Genomic DNA, 15527 nt, shown 5'->3' with positions numbered 1-15527 from the left:
TGATGAATCAAAATGCAATTGAACTTAAAAACGTAAATAAACATTACAAAGATTTTACGATTGAAGATTTAAACTTAAATATTAAAAAAGGTTTTGTTACAGGATTTGTCGGACGAAACGGTGCTGGTAAATCGACGACGATTGAAATGATTATGAACCTGACACGACCAAATTCTGGTGAAGTTAAAGTATTTGGTTTAGATATTAGTAACAATGAAAAGGTAGTAAAAGATAAAATTGGGTACGTGGATGCTGCCAATAACTACATGGAAAGTTTTAAACTTAACGACATTATTAAATACGTTTCAAAAACGTATTCTAACTGGGATGAGAAGGCTTGTAGTCACTATATTAAAGAGTTTAATTTACCTTTAAACAAAAAATTTAAAGACTTATCTACAGGAATGCGTGCAAAAGCATCGATTGCTCTCGCATTATCTCATAACCCTGAACTATTTATTATGGATGAGCCAACGACAGGTCTAGACCCAGTTGTAAGAAGAGAAATTATAGAAACATTAAGAGAGATTATGGTAAATGAAGATAGAACTATTTTATTTTCAACGCATATTACCGAAGATCTTGAAAAGTTAGCAGACTACATCGTCATGATCGACGACGGTGAAATTATACTAAACACTTCTAAAAATGATTTAGCTGAGAATTACTTTATCGTTCATGGTAGTAACGACTTATTAGATAGAGATACAGAATCATATTTTACATCGATTAAAAAAGGTGACGTGAACTTTGAAGCTTTAACTCAATCACCAAAAGAAGTTGAAGCGGTGTTTGGTGACACTATAGTGATACAACCCGTAAAAATCGATGATGTCATCTACCACTTAAAGGGGGAGAAATAAATGTTAAATTATATGATCAGAGATATTAAAATTCAAAAGAATTACTTATATCTTTTACCTGTACTCATTGTATTTCTACTTTTCATGAAGACACCTGTAAATACGATTATCGCAGTTGCAATGGTATATATTCCGGTAAACGCGGTTTATTTACTCGCTAAGTCAAATATCAATCATTTTGATTTAACACTTCCTATTGCGAGAAAGGATATCGTGAATTATAGATATATCAGTACGATAGTATACGCAATTTTTGGTGGATCACTATTTGCTTTAATATTTAAAATTATCGGCTTTGACGTATCACTTCTAGACTTAGAGTTTGCCTTACAGTTAACGTTATGGCTTTCAATAGTGTTTTTCCCATTAAACTTTGCACTTACTACAGAGAAAGCTTTACTCATCTCAGTGTATGTCGTATTCTCATTATTTATGCTACAAGCAGTGTTCTTTGGATATGCGGTGGAAAACATACAACAACTAGATAAAAGCGATAGTCCATTCACGCTCATGATACACATCGGATTTGTTTTAGCTTGTGTACTCTTTGCTGTCTCTTGGCTACTTAGCTTATTTATTATTAAAAGAAAAGATATTTAAATGTAGAAAGAGCTACTCTATACAATTAGAGCAGCTCTTTTACATAGACTTATTCATTGAGTACAGGGATTCTGTATGTTTTTTGTTCATAAATTTTCCCATAACTATTCATTTATGTAATTTATAGTTTAAAGTATAGTACAATGTTTTTTAGAGTATAATTGATAAGAGAACAGAAAAATTTATACAAAAAAAGATCGAAGAATAAATCTTCGGTCTTTTATAACGTGAATTAGTTTTCGCGTTTCTCTTTGATACGTGCTGCTTTACCACGTAAGCTACGTAAGTAATATAATTTCGCACGACGTACGCTACCTTTACGAGTCACTTCGATTTTATCGATTTTCGGTGTGTGAACAGGGAATGTTCTTTCTACTCCAACACCGTAAGAGATTTTTCTTACTGTGAATGTTTCAGAAATTCCACCACCACGGCGACGAATGACTACACCTTCGAACACCTGGATTCTTTCACGTTCACCTTCAGTGATACGTACGTGTACTTTTACTGAGTCCCCAGCTCTAAACTCTGGTAAGTCAGTTTTAAGTTGTGACTTTGTAATGTCTTGTAATAATTGTTGTGACATTTAAATTCTCCTCTTCCTACCAACCATCTTATATAGCATCTATACAGCGGATCGTTGTGATTTTTCGTCCTCATAGACTTATTCATATTACCATATTTAATTGGTCGATTCAACTTATTTTTTATTTTTTAATAAATCTGGTCGTCTTTCTTTTGTGCGTTTTAACGATTCCTCTTCTCGCCACTCTTCGATTTTTTTATGATCTCCACTCAGTAATACGTCTGGTACTTTCATACCTCGATATTCTCTTGGTCTCGTGTAATGTGGATGCTCGAGCATACCTGTTGAAAAGCTGTCGTTTTCGTGACTTTCTTGTTGAATGACTCCAGGGATGAGACGAACGATGGCGTCTGTCATTGCCATCGACGCAATTTCTCCTCCCGTTAATACGTAGTCCCCGATTGAAACTTCATCAGTTGCGAGGTTTCGTATACGCTCATCATATCCTTCGTAATGTCCGTTTATAAAAACGATGTTTTCTTCAGTAGATAATTCTTCAGCAAGCTGTTGATCGAACGGTCTCCCGGACGGACACATGAGTAATACGCGTGCGTTTTCTAAATGTAATGATTCAAACGCTTCGTATACTGGTTCTGGTTTTAAGACCATACCAGCACCACCACCGTACGGATAGTCGTCGACTTGATTATGTTTGTTGTTTGCGTAATCTCTAAAGTTAATCGTTTTATAACTCACGATACCTTTGTCATTTGCACGCTTTAAAATTGATGAACTTAAAATACCTTCATACATTTCAGGAAATAATGTTAAGTAGAATATGTTCATAAATCTAACAGCCCTTCAATCGGTTCTATTTCAATTCGTTTACGCTCGATATCAATGAGTTTAATAAAGTCGTCTACGTTTGGAATCATATACTTATCAGATACGACAAAGACGTCTTTACTACCAGTTGGGATAATTGACGTCACTTCTCCTAAAGTTTCGTTATTGTCTAAGTTTATTACTTCACAGCCGATAATATCTTCATAATGATATTGCCCTTCTGGTAGTTCAATATCAATCGCATCTAGTGCTTGATACACTGTGTGACCTTTTAAATGTTCTACGTCGTTTAAATTTGTAACTCCGTCGAACGTTAACATATGAAAGTTTTTATGTTTACGATAACGCGTGACTGTATATGTTTCGTTGTTAATCGTCACTGTTTGACCGACCGCAAATCGTTCGTTCGTAAAATCACTACTACTTAAAATTTTAACTTCACCACGGACACCGTGGAAATTTACTAATGTTCCAATATCAATCATCGTGATTCCTTTCCGAATAAAAAAACACACCCGTGTCGGATGTGTTTTTACTCTACGTCAACAAACACTCTTACTGACGGGTCATCATTTGCTGCTGTCATGATCGTACGCACTGCTTTAATGGCACGACCACCTTTACCAATGATTCTGCCAATGTCTTCTTCATGTGCATTAACAGTATAGACCACTTTTCTATCTTCAGTCGTCTCAGTAATCGTAAGACTTTCGGGATGACGAACGATAGGTTGTAAAATCGTTTGGAGTAGCTGTTTCATAATTATTTACCTTGTTTCGCGTTATGGAATTTTTCCATAAGACCACGTTTACTGAAAATAGAACGTACAGTGTCTGAAGGTTTTGCACCTGTTAACATCCACTCTAATGCTTTTTCATCATCTAATTTAACGTTGTCTTCTTCTTTTAATGGGTCAAAGTAACCAAGTTGCTCGATAATACGACCATCTCTTTTTACTCTTGAGTCCGCAACTACGATTCTGTAGAAAGGATTTCTTTTAGAACCCATACGTGTTAATCTGATTTTTGTTGCCATTTATATACACCTCTCATGTTCAAAATTACTTATATAATAATAACAGATGATTTTAACGTTGTAAAGAGGTTTTCCTTTACAATTTTAAAAAGGTAATCCCATACCGCCAAATGGGTTTTTACGCTTCCCTTTTTGGTTTGTAAATTGCTTCATCATCTTTTTCATTTCGTTAAATTGTTTTAATAAACGGTTCACTTCTTGAAGTGATCGACCTGACCCTTTAGCGATACGACGCTTTCTTGAGATGTTTAATTTCTCAGGATTCTCGCGCTCTTCCATCGTCATTGAACGGATAATCGCTTGAACGTGGTCGATTTCTTTACCGCTCATTTTTACTTTATCTAACCCTTTAATTTTATTCGCACCAGGAAGCATTTTGATCAGCTCATCAAGTGGTCCCATATTTTTCACTTGGTCCATTTGATCTAAAAAGTCGTCTAACGTAAACGAATTTTCTTTTAACTTTTGCTCGAGCTTTTCTTGCTCTTCCATGTCGACGTTTGCTTGCGCGCGGTCGATAATCGATAAAATATCTCCCATTCCGAGAATTCTGCTTGCCATACGCTCTGGATGGAACGGTTCTAGACCGTCTAGTTTTTCTGATACCCCGATAAATTTAATCGGTTTTTCAGTGACGCTACGAATTGAAAGTGCCGCACCACCACGAGTGTCCCCGTCTAACTTTGTGAGTGTTACTCCCGTGATGTCTAGTAAATCGTTAAACGATTCAGCGACGTTCACTGCGTCTTGACCTGTCATCGAGTCGACGACGAGCATAATTTCGTCTGGATTTGAAATTTCTTTAACGTTTTTTAATTCGTTCATTAAATCTTCGTCGATGTGCAGTCGACCTGCTGTATCGATGATGACTGTGTCTAAATGTTCTTCTTTAGCGTACTGCATCGCGTTTTCTACGATTGTTTCGACTTTTTCTTTGTCTCCCATTGAATAGACTGGAATGTCTAATTGACGGCCGATCGTTTCTAACTGGTCAATCGCAGCAGGACGGTATATATCTCCTGCTACGAGTAATGGTTTTTTGTTATGTTGTTTACGTAACAGTAACGCGAGTTTACCAGCAGTCGTCGTTTTACCTGCCCCTTGTAAACCAACCATCATAATAACTGTCGGTGGTTTTTTTGCTAAATTGATTTTCGCATTTTCTCCACCCATTAACGCTGTAAGTTCTTCTTGTACGATTTTAATGACTTGTTGGCCTGGCGTTAATGATTTCATGACATCTGCGCCTTCAGCACGCGCGGACACATCTTTAATAAACTGACGGACAACTTTAAAGTTAACGTCCGCTTCAAGAAGTGCTAAGCGTACTTCACGCATCATCGTTTTTATATCTTGTTCTGTGACTTTACCTTTACCTTTAATATCATCTAAGATACTTTGAAGCCTTGAACCTAATCCTTCAAATGCCACAATAATTCCTCCTAATCGAGTGATTCGAGTTCTTCTATTATACTCAGTGCTTGTTGCTTATCGTCGAGCGATGTTTTTAACGCATCGTATAATTGTTGACGTTTTAAATAACGCGCGTACATACCGAGGTGTTCTTCGTATGCTTCGAGTACTTCTGTCGTACGTTTTAAATTATCATAAACCGCTTGTCGCGTCACGTTTAACTCATCTGCGATTTCAGAAAACTGTAAGTCCATTAAGTAATAGAGTTTTACGTAATCTTTTTGCTTATCTGTTAATAAGCCGTTATAAAAATCATATAAATAGTTCATACGTAACGTCTTATTCAGTTCGTTCATCTTCAACAACTTCCTCTGCATTGTCAATCATATCTGCAAATAGTCCGTAAACATAGTTTTCTGCACTAAATATTTCTAGGTCATCAATTTTTTCTCCGAGACCGACGAATTTTACTGGAATACCGAGTTCGTTTTTAATCGCAAGGACGATACCACCTTTTGCGGTACCATCAAGTTTTGTTAAGACAAGCCCTGTTAACTCTGTTACTTCGTTAAATGCTTTCGCTTGAAGCATAGCATTTTGACCAGTTGTAGCGTCTAATACGAGTAGCACTTCGTGCGGAGCATTTTCGTCGACTCTTTGAATGACGCGTTTCATCTTTTCGAGTTCTTTCATTAAGTTCCCTTTATTTTGTAGGCGTCCTGCTGTGTCGACAATTAACACGTCCGTGCCGCGGCGCTTTGCTGCGTTTACTGCGTCGAACACTACAGCTGCTGGATCTGAACCTTCTTGGTGTTTAATGACGTCTGCACCGACTCTTTCACCCCATACTTCAAGCTGATTAATAGCCCCAGCTCTGAATGTATCTGCGGCTGCGAGTAATACGTCTTTACCTTCAGACTTATAGCGATGTGCAAGTTTACCGATTGACGTCGTTTTACCGACACCGTTTACTCCGACGACTAAAATAATCGTTAAATCGTCTTGCATGTTCATGCTTTCGTCTAAGTCACCGTTACGCTCGTATATTTCAATCATCTTTTCAACGATGACTTCACGGAGTTCTTTTGTTTCAGTAATGTTTTTAAGTTTCGCATAATCTCGTAACTCGTCTGTTAACTCCATCACCGTTTCAAAACCGACGTCTGCAGTAATGAGCACTTCTTCGAGCGCTTCAAAAAAGTCCTCATCTACTTTACGGTACGTCGCCATTAACTGGTTGATTTGATCTTGGAATTTCTCACGAGATTTTTCAAGTCCTTGTTTAAATTTATAACCGACTTGTTCTTGTTCCCACTCTTCAAATTCTTCAATCGATATTAAACCGTCTCCGTCTAAATCTGCATCTTTCATTTCATCAGTGACGGGCGTTTGTTCAAACTCTTCTTTATCTGCTTTACCTGAGAATTTCTTTTTTAAACGATTAAATAAACTCACTTAGTATTCCCCCTCAACTTCTCGTTCCTCGTATGTCTTTAAGTCTACACTAATTAGCTCAGAGACACCTTTTTCTTGCATCGTCACACCGAATAATCGGTCGCTTTGCTCCATCGTCTTTTTACGGTGAGTAATTACGATACACTGGCTGTAACGTGTTAAATGTCTTAAGTAATTTGAGAATCGTAACACGTTCGCCTCATCGAGTGCCGCTTCTACTTCATCTAATATTATAAACGGACTACTTCTCACTTCTAATATACTGAATAATAAACTAATCGCTGTTAACGCGCGCTCTCCCCCACTAAGTAGCGACATGCTCGTTAGCTTTTTACCTGGAGGTTGAGCGTATATGAGTAATCCAGCATTTAAATAATCACCCGGTTCTGTTAAGCGGAGTTCTGCTTCCCCACCGCCGAACATCGTCTTAAACACTTTTTTAAAGTGTTCATTGACGTTGTGATACGTCTCTTTAAAGCGTTCAGACACTTCATAGTCCATTTCTTTAATGACGTCGAGTAACGTTTCACGTGCTTGTAACAAATCGTCTTCTTCGTGTTTTAAAAACGTATAACGTTCGTTCACGACTTCAAACTCATCAATTGCGTTTAAGTTTACGTTACCGAGTTCGTCGATACTTTTTTTATTTAACTGAATTCTTTCGCGCTTCATGTCGATGTCTGTTAAGTCCGTATATTCTTTTTCTGCACGTTCAAACGTCATTTCATACGTTTCAGATAAGTAATCGATTTTTACACTTAACATTGATTCGACGCGTTCCTTTTTACCGTGCGTTTTACGTAGCGATTCAGAAAGTTTCTCTATCGTATCTAAATGCGACTGACGTAAATTCACGTCGTGCTTTGTTTCTTCACTCACTTCGTGTATCTCTTTTTTAAGTTGTGATGAAGAGTCTTGTAAGACGTCTAACTGTTCGTCGAGTTCTAAAGATAACGTCTCTAACGCTTCGATATCGATCGACTCGTAATCTGAAGTCAACATTTCAATACGTGAATCGATATCTTCAATTTCACGTTTCACTTTTAAAAGCCTTTCTTCGTAATCCGTTACTTGAGAACGTTTATATCGAAGTGTCGATTCTAATTCCGCTTGTTTTGTAAGAAGCGTTTGCTTTTTACTTTCGTATTCTTTTTCAGCCGCTTCAGTATCCCCTTGAGCTTTCGTGAGTAACTGAATATCTTTTTGAAGCGAATCGAGTGTTTTTGTTTTCTCTTCTATCGCTTTTATTAACGTCGATGCTTCCATAGTTTCAGTTGTAGAATCAAACGTTTCTTTTAATAACGCAATGCGTTCATTTGTTAATTTAATGTCTTGGTTCGTTTGTTCTAGTAACTGACTCTGTTCATCGTATGATTCTTTTAACTGAATGCCTTCAGTTTCTAGCGTGTTTAGAAGAGTGTCTAATTCTTTTAGACTGTCCTTTTCTTTTGAAAGTTCTTTAGTAAGCCTGTCGACTTCTAGCGTGTACGCTTTGATTTTTTCGTCGAGTGCATCTTTTTCTTTTCGTAATTTAAGTGCTGAGTTGTTGTTTTGACGGCTTCCCCCACTGACTGCACCACCCGGGTTAAAAATTTCGCCGTCTTGTGTTACGATACGCGCTTTAAAATTTAACTCTCTAGATAATCGGGCACCGTCGTCATAATTTTCGACGATAATCGTCGTACTAAATAAGTGACCGATCAGTGCGTCATATTTCGTGTCGACTAAATCTTTTAATATATGATGCTCTACTGATGTCGATTCGAGTTTAAATACAACTTCTTGAGATAAAGATCTCCTTTGTATTGTGTCGAGTGGTAAAAACGTCGCGTAACCGAGGTTTTTATCTTTTAAATAATGGATTGCACGTTTAGCATCCTGTTCAGTTTTTGTCACGACACTTTGCGTTTGACTACCGAGTGCTGCGTCAAGTGCTGTCATATACGCACTGTCGATTTCGATAAGTTCCATAACGGCACCTAATACACCTGTGAGCTTGTCTTTACGTTTTAATACAGACTTTACGCCACGGTAATATCCATCGTAATTTGACATCATCGACTCATACATATCACGTTTAGATGTAAGTTGTGAGATGTAACGATTCGCCGTGTCGAATTGCTCTGTTAACGACTTTGTATGAGACTGTTCGTGGTCACGTTTTGATTTCGTTTCTTTATACGATTCACGCTTATTTTTTAATGATGATTCAAGTGATGAGAGTGTATCTGTTAAACTTTTATTTTTTTCATTTAACGTGTCGAGAGACTCTTTTAATTCGTTCATGCGACGATCTAACTCTTCGCGCTTGTTTGAATCGATTGCCTCTTGTTTTTCATAGTCTTTTAACTGGTTGTCTAAAGAAGTCTTTTCGACCATGACCGCATAATACTGTTCTTTTAATGCGTCAATATCGACGTCGTTACCGTCAACAAGCGATTGTAACGAAGCGTTGATTGTATCGATTTCTGCTTTTACGTTCGACTGTTCATCTTTCGTTTCATTAAAAGATGTACGTAATTCATCGAGATCACGTTCTAACGATTCTTGTTCTTTTAATTTGTTGCTTTTTTCTTCAGTTAAATTGTCGTGTTGATCTGAACGACTCGTTTTACGTTCTTTAAATAACTCGATTTTACCGATTGTTTGTTCTTTTTCTCTAGATGCTTTGACGAACGCGTCGTGAATGCTACGCTCTTTTTCGGTTAATACTTCTCGCTTGTCGCGTAAGTTATTGATCGCAACGTCGAGTAAATTGACGTGATTTCTCGCGTCTTCAATTGTACGTTCATCGTTTGAATACGTCTCTTTTAACTGATGAAGTTTTGAAGACAGCTCTTTAATATCAAACACAGTAACTTCAATGTCGCTTTGTTTCATCTCGTTTAAAAGCGCTAAATACTCAGTCGCGATGGCACTTTCTTTTTCGAGCTTTTTAACGCGAGACTCGAGTTCACTCGTAATGTCGTGAATACGACTTAAGTTGAGTAACGTATCATCGAGTTTACGTTCTGCTTCTTTTTTACGTGTTTTATATTTCATGACGCCGGCAACTTCTTCGATAATTTCACGGCGCGTTTCTGGTTTTTGATTTAAAACGTGATCAACTTCACCTTGAGAAATAATGTTGTATGCGTGTTTACCAAGACCAGAGTCCATAAAGAGTTCTGTCACGTCTTTTAATTTTGCGCGTTCTTTATTGATATAGTAGTTACTTTCACCACTTCTAAATAGCTCACGACGAATCGTGACGTTGTCGTAGTCAAAGTCTAACACGCGGTCTTTATTGTCTAAATTCAGTTGAACGACTGCACTGTTTTGCTTACTTCGTTCTGTCGTTCCGTTAAATATAACGTCTTCCATTTTAGACCCGCGAAATTGCTTAGCGCTCGTTTCACCGAGAACGAACCTGACAGCGTCGATAATGTTACTTTTACCACTACCGTTCGGTCCAACAACCGCAGTGACGCCGTCATTAAATTCGATCGTCGTTTTATCGGCAAACGATTTAAATCCTTTAGCTTCTATACTTTTTAAAAATACCATATTATCTTTCGGCCTTTTCTTTTAAATGATAAAACGCAACTTTTGCTGCGAGTTGTTCAGACTCTTTTTTAGAGCGACCACTGCCACGCCCGATTTCTTTATCGTTTAACGTCACGTTAGAAACGAAGTTTTTGTCGTGTGACGGACCTGTCTCTTCGAGTAAGTGGTAATACACTTCCTCTTTATACGCTTTATGAACAAACTCTTGAAGTGCTGTTTTAAAGTCTGAAATTCCGAGGTAATCATCGCGTTCAATTTTCGGGAATACATTCACACTTAAAAACTTCCACACAGCGTCGTATCCTTGATCGAGATATAACGCACCTAAAAATGCCTCGAACATATCCGAGATAATCGACGGACGCTTTTTACCGCCTGTCTTTTTTTCTCCTGGACCGAGTAATAGTAACTCTTCCATTTTTAAGTCGTTCGCAAATATTACAAGTGAAGGCTCACAAACGATATTTGCACGCAACTTTGTTAAATCTCCCTCAGGGAAATCTTTAAACGCGTCAAATATATATTCTGAGACCATCAGTTCTAATACCGCGTCACCTAAAAATTCTAGACGCTCGTTCGAATGAATTCGGTCTAAATGAATGTTATACACGAATGAACTGTGCATAAATGCTTGTAAAAATAATTTGTCATTTTCATATTGAATCTGATGTTTCTTCATAAAAGAATCGAACTTTTTAAAAAAAGAATCGACGTGTCTTTTAGAGTCTTCATCTTGTTCGATTGATTGTAGTAATTTATCCATAATCTCACCCTAATATAGTTTACTAAACTTATGCGGTTTGTTGTAGCGATATAAAAGAAAAATCCACTTTATAGAAAGTGGATTTTGTCTATCAAATTATTGGTTTTCAAGCTTCTCGATGAAATCTAAAGCATCACCAACAGTAACGATTTTCTCAGCTTCCTCATCTGGAATCTCAGTATCGAACTCATCTTCTAATTCCATTACAAGTTCCGCAATGTCTAAAGAGTCCGCACCAAGGTCATCTTTGAAAGTCGCATCTTTCGTCACTTGATCCTCATCGATACCTAATTTGTCGACAATAATGTCTTTAATTTTATCAAAATTATCCATTCCTACTTCACCTCCTTAAAATAGTGGTCGTATCTCAGTTGTAGAGATGATTCTTAATCTTTATACCCAGTGAGCAGGTTTTAAATGCGTGATTTTCGTGATTTGGTCCGACGATTGTCTCGAATCGACGGGGAAACTTCAATTTCGCCGACGATTCCCCGAATCGACTGCGAAAAGTTTATTTCACCGTCGCAGATGAGACTTTCGTCGATGAATTTTTGATTCGCCGACGGGAATGATCGAATCGTCGGTGAATTTCTCGTTTTCCCGATTTTCGCCGACGATACTGCTTGAATCGTCGATGAAATCTGACTCTCGCCGACGATAACCTCCATAGCGACGGGGAGTTTTTCATCTCGCCGACGATTCCCCGAATCGACTGCGAAAAACTTCTTTCACCGTCGCAGATGAGACTATCAACAGAGAAACCTACCATCCGTCGCCCGACTACAACCATCTCATCACTCTCTTAAAAGAATAAAAGCCACACCCCGCGAATGTTCGTGGCCGACCTTTATTTTCGGCACTGAAACTTGTGTTTATAATAACACAGCGGTTACGCCATGTACATTCCACCGTTGACGTGAATCGTTTGGCCTGTAATATAGCGCGCACGGTCTGATGCTAAAAATGATACAGCTTCTGCGATGTCTTCAACTTGACCGAACTGCTGTAATGGAATTTGTTCGAGCATTTTGTTCTTTAAATCGTCGCTTAATACGTCTGTCATATCACTTTCGATAAATCCTGGTGCGACTGCGTTTACTGTAATATTTTTACTTGCGAGTTCTCTTGCGACACTTTTCGTTAAACCGTCGACTCCTGCTTTACTCGCAACATAGTTTGCTTGTCCAGGGTTACCAAGGGTTCCGACGATACTTGAGATGTTGATGATACGTCCAGATTTCGCACGGATCATCATACGAGAAACGTTTTGAATGACGTTAAACGCACCCTTTAAGTTGACGTTAATAACATCGTCAAACATTTCTGGCTTCATACGCATAAGTAGCGTATCTTTTGTGATTCCTGCGTTGTTCACGACAACGTCGAGTTGACCGTACGTATCTTTAATATGCGCGATCATATCTTTCACTTCATCGTAATTTTGAACTTGGCACTGATAACTTTCAGCGTTGCCACCTTGTTCTTTAATCTTCTCTACAACTTCTTCTGCTTTTTCTTTATTTCCTGAATAGTTGACGATAACTGTATAGCCGTCTTCACCTAAACGTAATGCGACTGCGCGTCCGATACCTCTTGATGCGCCTGTAACTAATGCTACTTTACTCATTGTATTCATTCACCTCTTTAACTGTATCGATATGTGCTGTGTCTACTGACTTCGTAATCTTTTTAAGTAAACCTGTTTGAACTTTTTTCGGTCCAACTTCGACAGATTCAGTTACACCAAGTTCGACTGCTTTTTCAACACATTCTACGAAACGAACTGGCGACGTAATTTGTTGAATTAAATTTTGTTTAATAATTTCTTTATCAGTTTCTGGTTCTGCGGAAACGTTTTGTATAACAGGAATTTCTGCATCATTAAACGTAATATCTTTTAAGAACGTTTCGAACGAATTTTGAGCGTCTTTCATTAAGTGTGAGTGGAATGCTCCTGATACTTTTAGCGGAATGACGCGTCTCGCGCCGTGTGCTTTTGCTTCATCTATAAATAAATCGACTTTCGCTACATCTCCAGAAATCACGATTTGGTCTGGTGCGTTTATGTTTGCTGGTGAGACTTTTTCTTCGTCATCACTGAGTGACTCACATAACGCTTCGAGCTTGTCCTTATCCATACCGATGACTGCAGCCATTTTACCGTCTTTTGCTTCACTCATTAAACGTCCGCGCATGGCGACTGCTTTTACTCCATCTTCTAAAGATAAAACACCCGCATGCACTAGAGCTGGCAATTCTCCTAAACTATGTCCGATTAAGTAATCGCCTTTAATTCCCGTTGCTTTAAGCACCGCAAGTGAATGCGCAAATAATGCGGGTTGCGTGAACGCTGTATTATTGAGTCGTTCATCGTCTTCAGAAAACATGATCTCTTTTAAATCAAAATCAACGTAGCTAAAGATCGTATCGAGTAGTTCTTTTGCTGCGTCATTATGTTCATATAAATCCTTTGCCATTTCATGATACTGTGCCCCTTGCCCCGGGAACAAAACGAGTTTACTCATCTTCGAAAATCGCCTCCTTAATTTGTTCGATCGCGTCACTATTCGCCATTGTAATCGCGTTTCGAATCGCATTTTCTATTGCGAGAGCGTCACTTGAACCGTGCGCTTTTAAAACATGTCCATTTAAACCGAGTAACGGTGCACCGCCAAATTGACGGTAATCCATTAAGTCTTTTAATTGACCTAAATCTTTTTTAACGACGAGTGCAGATAACTTATTTAACATCGAAGATAAAAAGATTTTCTTCACTTCACCGAGTAGGCTACTTGCTGTTCCTTCGATCGTTTTAAGAACGATGTTACCTGTAAATCCGTCTGTGACACCGATATCGTATTTACCAGTTAATATGTCTCTCGTCTCAAAATATCCACTATAGTTTAAGTTTGAGTCTTGAAGTAACTGGTGCGTCTCTTTAGTAAGTGGTGTTCCTTTAATATCTTCACTACCGTTATTGATGAGACCGATTGAAGGATTTTTACGTCCACGAATGTTTTCCATATAAATAGACGCCATATGCGCAAACTGTAATAAGTGCTTTGGCTTATTTTCAGAGTTTGCACCGAGATCGAGTAAGAGCATGCCTTTATTATTCGTCGTCGGAATCATCGACGCGAGCGCTGGACGCTCGATTCCTTTAATACGTCCTATAACGAATAATCCAGCCGTAAGTAAGGCACCTGTGTTACCTGCAGATACGAAAGCATCTGCTTTCCCTTCTTTTACTGCTTTTGCCGCACGTACAATCGATGAATCTTTTTTACGACGAACTGCACGTACTGGATCGTCTTCACTTGTAATGACCTCTGTCACTTCTACGAATTTCACTCTATCATGCGTCTCAGTCCAACTACCTGCTGTTCCGAACGCTAAGATTTGAATATCTTCATATTTCTTTAATGCTGATTTAATACCATCGACAATTGCTTCTGGTGCGTGGTCTCCACCCATCAGATCGACTGCGATTGTTTTCATTCTATTTCACCTTCATTTTCAAAATGCATGACATAATGTCCAATAAATACTGTTTCATCTTTTACATATGATTCCACTAATATAAGTGCTTCATATGGTTTAATTTTTAATACGGTCGCTTTTGCGACAATCTTATCTCCGACTTTTGCCGGTTTTAAATATTTTACGTTTGCTTCCTTTGTCAGCACCTTCTTTTTACCGAGTACTGCCACAGCAAGTGAGTTTGCTTGACCAAATAGGAAGTGTCCGCGTGCGATATTATAATTTAAAAATGAGTGTTCTTTTTCAACTGTAAAAAACGAAGACGCTTGTTTGTTCACTTCAATTTGTACCAGTTCACCGATGACATCTTGAAGTGGAATACTTTTAATTTCTTCAGCATTCTTTTTAGCGACTGCTTGAACTCTGACACGCAGTTCTGGAATGTTTAAAACTGAACGGTCCAGACGAATCGTTTGAATCGAAACGTTCAAATCGTTTGCGAGTGTTTCATCTGTTAAAAACGGATCTTCGTCCAATCGCCTCACAATTTCTAGACGGCGTTCATCTTTCTTTAACTTTGCCACATTATCTCCCCATTTAGTAGTTGGTGCTAAAATTAGTATATAAAATTAATGATTACTTTTCAATCTTTTACATTATTTCAGATGAAAAAAATCGTGAATTTTGTTTTTTGTTAAACTAATGGATTGTTTGTTGACGCGAAATCGTGTTGCGTAAAATTGTTTTTCATCTTTTAACGTAAATGCGAGTTGCGTAAAAAGGGTTGCCGATACGTTGACGCATTTCCTCTAATCGTTAAACTAATCGAGTTAGCGTTTACACAAAGGCGATTTGCGTTAAATTAAGCAGGATAACCGAAGTCTTCGATGCTTCTCTTCCTGAATTCTCAGATGAAAAACCTCCGGAATCTTAAGTTGCGTTAAACTAATTGAGTGGTCGTTTACGCAAACGTGCGTTGTGTAAAATTGTTTTTTATTCT

At 38.1% G+C, this 15527-nt stretch carries 18 protein-coding genes; 2 read left to right on the top strand and 16 right to left on the bottom strand.

The features are described 5' to 3' along the window. The first annotated feature begins 2 nt into the window (after positions 1–2). Positions 3–863 (top strand): ABC transporter ATP-binding protein, encoded by an 861-nt coding sequence (locus HMPREF3177_RS05950; protein WP_070457862.1) that lies wholly within the window; start codon positions 3–5, stop codon positions 861–863. Further along, on the top strand, positions 864–1463 hold the full coding sequence (locus tag HMPREF3177_RS05945; protein WP_070457668.1) for an ABC-2 transporter permease: 600 nt from the start codon (positions 864–866) through the stop codon (positions 1461–1463). Between the two features lie 232 nt (positions 1464–1695). Here the strand turns inward: HMPREF3177_RS05945 and rplS are convergent, their stop codons facing one another. The 16 genes from rplS to fapR form a co-directional block, all read right to left on the bottom strand. Next, on the bottom strand, positions 1696–2049 hold the full coding sequence (gene rplS, locus HMPREF3177_RS05940) for a 50S ribosomal protein L19 (RefSeq protein ID WP_040929189.1): 354 nt from the start codon (positions 2047–2049) through the stop codon (positions 1696–1698). 114 nt (positions 2050–2163) lie between these two features. Next, entirely contained in the window at positions 2164–2835 is a 672-nt protein-coding gene (gene trmD, locus HMPREF3177_RS05935; RefSeq protein WP_070457666.1) for a tRNA (guanosine(37)-N1)-methyltransferase TrmD, read from the bottom strand. Continuing rightward, on the bottom strand, positions 2832–3320 hold the full coding sequence (gene rimM, locus HMPREF3177_RS05930; RefSeq protein ID WP_070457663.1) for a ribosome maturation factor RimM: 489 nt from the start codon (positions 3318–3320) through the stop codon (positions 2832–2834). Before rimM ends, trmD begins: the two co-directional genes overlap by 4 nt. Positions 3321–3367: 47 nt before the next feature. Further along, a complete protein-coding gene (locus HMPREF3177_RS05925; RefSeq protein WP_040929192.1) occupies positions 3368–3595 on the bottom strand; it encodes a KH domain-containing protein in 228 nt (75 codons plus the stop codon). 2 nt (positions 3596–3597) lie between these two features. Beyond that, positions 3598–3870 (bottom strand): 30S ribosomal protein S16, encoded by a 273-nt coding sequence (gene rpsP, locus HMPREF3177_RS05920; protein ID WP_040929193.1) that lies wholly within the window; start codon positions 3868–3870, stop codon positions 3598–3600. A gap of 84 nt (positions 3871–3954) precedes the next feature. Next, positions 3955–5301, bottom strand: coding sequence for a signal recognition particle protein (gene ffh / locus HMPREF3177_RS05915; RefSeq protein WP_070457661.1), 1347 nt, complete (start codon positions 5299–5301; stop codon positions 3955–3957). An 11-nt stretch (positions 5302–5312) separates the two neighbouring features. Continuing rightward, positions 5313–5645, bottom strand: a complete 333-nt coding sequence (locus HMPREF3177_RS05910) for a putative DNA-binding protein (RefSeq protein WP_144265443.1) — start codon at positions 5643–5645, stop codon at positions 5313–5315. After that, positions 5623–6738: a signal recognition particle-docking protein FtsY gene (ftsY, locus tag HMPREF3177_RS05905; protein WP_068128810.1), complete on the bottom strand. Its 1116-nt coding sequence runs from the start codon at positions 6736–6738 to the stop codon at positions 5623–5625. The genes HMPREF3177_RS05910 and ftsY overlap by 23 nt, the downstream gene beginning before the upstream one ends. Next, positions 6739–10284 carry a chromosome segregation protein SMC gene (gene smc / locus HMPREF3177_RS05900; RefSeq protein WP_070457656.1) on the bottom strand — a complete coding sequence of 1182 codons (3546 nt, stop codon included), beginning with the start codon at positions 10282–10284 and terminating at the stop codon, positions 6739–6741. It abuts the gene before it with no gap. 1 nt (position 10285) lies between these two features. Beyond that, positions 10286–11047, bottom strand: a complete 762-nt coding sequence (gene rnc, locus HMPREF3177_RS05895; RefSeq protein WP_083286891.1) for a ribonuclease III — start codon at positions 11045–11047, stop codon at positions 10286–10288. Positions 11048–11143: 96 nt separating this feature from the next. Beyond that, positions 11144–11380 (bottom strand): acyl carrier protein, encoded by a 237-nt coding sequence (locus tag HMPREF3177_RS05890; protein ID WP_040929198.1) that lies wholly within the window; start codon positions 11378–11380, stop codon positions 11144–11146. An 80-nt stretch (positions 11381–11460) separates the two neighbouring features. Next, positions 11461–11715: a hypothetical protein gene (locus HMPREF3177_RS05885; RefSeq protein ID WP_070457654.1), complete on the bottom strand. Its 255-nt coding sequence runs from the start codon at positions 11713–11715 to the stop codon at positions 11461–11463. Between the two features lie 221 nt (positions 11716–11936). After that, the gene (gene fabG / locus HMPREF3177_RS05880; protein ID WP_070457653.1) at positions 11937–12674 is read right to left on the bottom strand and encodes a 3-oxoacyl-[acyl-carrier-protein] reductase; all 738 of its coding nucleotides are present in this window, start codon (positions 12672–12674) and stop codon (positions 11937–11939) included. After that, entirely contained in the window at positions 12667–13572 is a 906-nt protein-coding gene (fabD, locus tag HMPREF3177_RS05875) for an ACP S-malonyltransferase (RefSeq protein WP_070457651.1), read from the bottom strand. The genes fabG and fabD overlap by 8 nt, the downstream gene beginning before the upstream one ends. Further along, entirely contained in the window at positions 13565–14545 is a 981-nt protein-coding gene (gene plsX / locus HMPREF3177_RS05870; RefSeq protein WP_070457649.1) for a phosphate acyltransferase PlsX, read from the bottom strand. Before plsX ends, fabD begins: the two co-directional genes overlap by 8 nt. After that, positions 14542–15111 carry a transcription factor FapR gene (gene fapR, locus HMPREF3177_RS05865; protein ID WP_070457646.1) on the bottom strand — a complete coding sequence of 190 codons (570 nt, stop codon included), beginning with the start codon at positions 15109–15111 and terminating at the stop codon, positions 14542–14544. Before fapR ends, plsX begins: the two co-directional genes overlap by 4 nt. Positions 15112–15527: the final 416 nt, after the last annotated feature.

It is taken from the genome of Nosocomiicoccus sp. HMSC09A07, assembly GCF_001808485.1.
In the GTDB taxonomy this organism is placed as follows: domain Bacteria; phylum Bacillota; class Bacilli; order Staphylococcales; family Salinicoccaceae; genus Nosocomiicoccus; species Nosocomiicoccus ampullae_A.
This window is presented reverse-complemented; position numbering and strand designations above follow the sequence as displayed.

Excerpts from the sequence above, each read along its gene's own strand:
- HMPREF3177_RS05950 (WP_070457862.1), top strand. The coding sequence starts at position 3 with ATGAATCAAAATGCAATTGAACTTAAAAACGTAAATAAACATTACAAA.
- HMPREF3177_RS05945 (WP_070457668.1), top strand. The coding sequence starts at position 864 with ATGTTAAATTATATGATCAGAGATATTAAAATTCAAAAGAATTACTTA.
- rplS (WP_040929189.1), bottom strand. The coding sequence starts at position 2,049 with ATGTCACAACAATTATTACAAGACATTACAAAGTCACAACTTAAAACT.
- trmD (WP_070457666.1), bottom strand. The coding sequence starts at position 2,835 with ATGAACATATTCTACTTAACATTATTTCCTGAAATGTATGAAGGTATT.
- rimM (WP_070457663.1), bottom strand. The coding sequence starts at position 3,320 with ATGATTGATATTGGAACATTAGTAAATTTCCACGGTGTCCGTGGTGAA.
- HMPREF3177_RS05925 (WP_040929192.1), bottom strand. The coding sequence starts at position 3,595 with ATGAAACAGCTACTCCAAACGATTTTACAACCTATCGTTCGTCATCCC.
- rpsP (WP_040929193.1), bottom strand. The coding sequence starts at position 3,870 with ATGGCAACAAAAATCAGATTAACACGTATGGGTTCTAAAAGAAATCCT.
- smc (WP_070457656.1), bottom strand. The coding sequence starts at position 10,284 with ATGGTATTTTTAAAAAGTATAGAAGCTAAAGGATTTAAATCGTTTGCC.
- rnc (WP_083286891.1), bottom strand. The coding sequence starts at position 11,047 with ATGGATAAATTACTACAATCAATCGAACAAGATGAAGACTCTAAAAGA.
- HMPREF3177_RS05890 (WP_040929198.1), bottom strand. The coding sequence starts at position 11,380 with ATGGATAATTTTGATAAAATTAAAGACATTATTGTCGACAAATTAGGT.
- HMPREF3177_RS05885 (WP_070457654.1), bottom strand. The coding sequence starts at position 11,715 with ATGGAGGTTATCGTCGGCGAGAGTCAGATTTCATCGACGATTCAAGCA.
- fabG (WP_070457653.1), bottom strand. The coding sequence starts at position 12,674 with ATGAGTAAAGTAGCATTAGTTACAGGCGCATCAAGAGGTATCGGACGC.
- fabD (WP_070457651.1), bottom strand. The coding sequence starts at position 13,572 with ATGAGTAAACTCGTTTTGTTCCCGGGGCAAGGGGCACAGTATCATGAA.
- plsX (WP_070457649.1), bottom strand. The coding sequence starts at position 14,545 with ATGAAAACAATCGCAGTCGATCTGATGGGTGGAGACCACGCACCAGAA.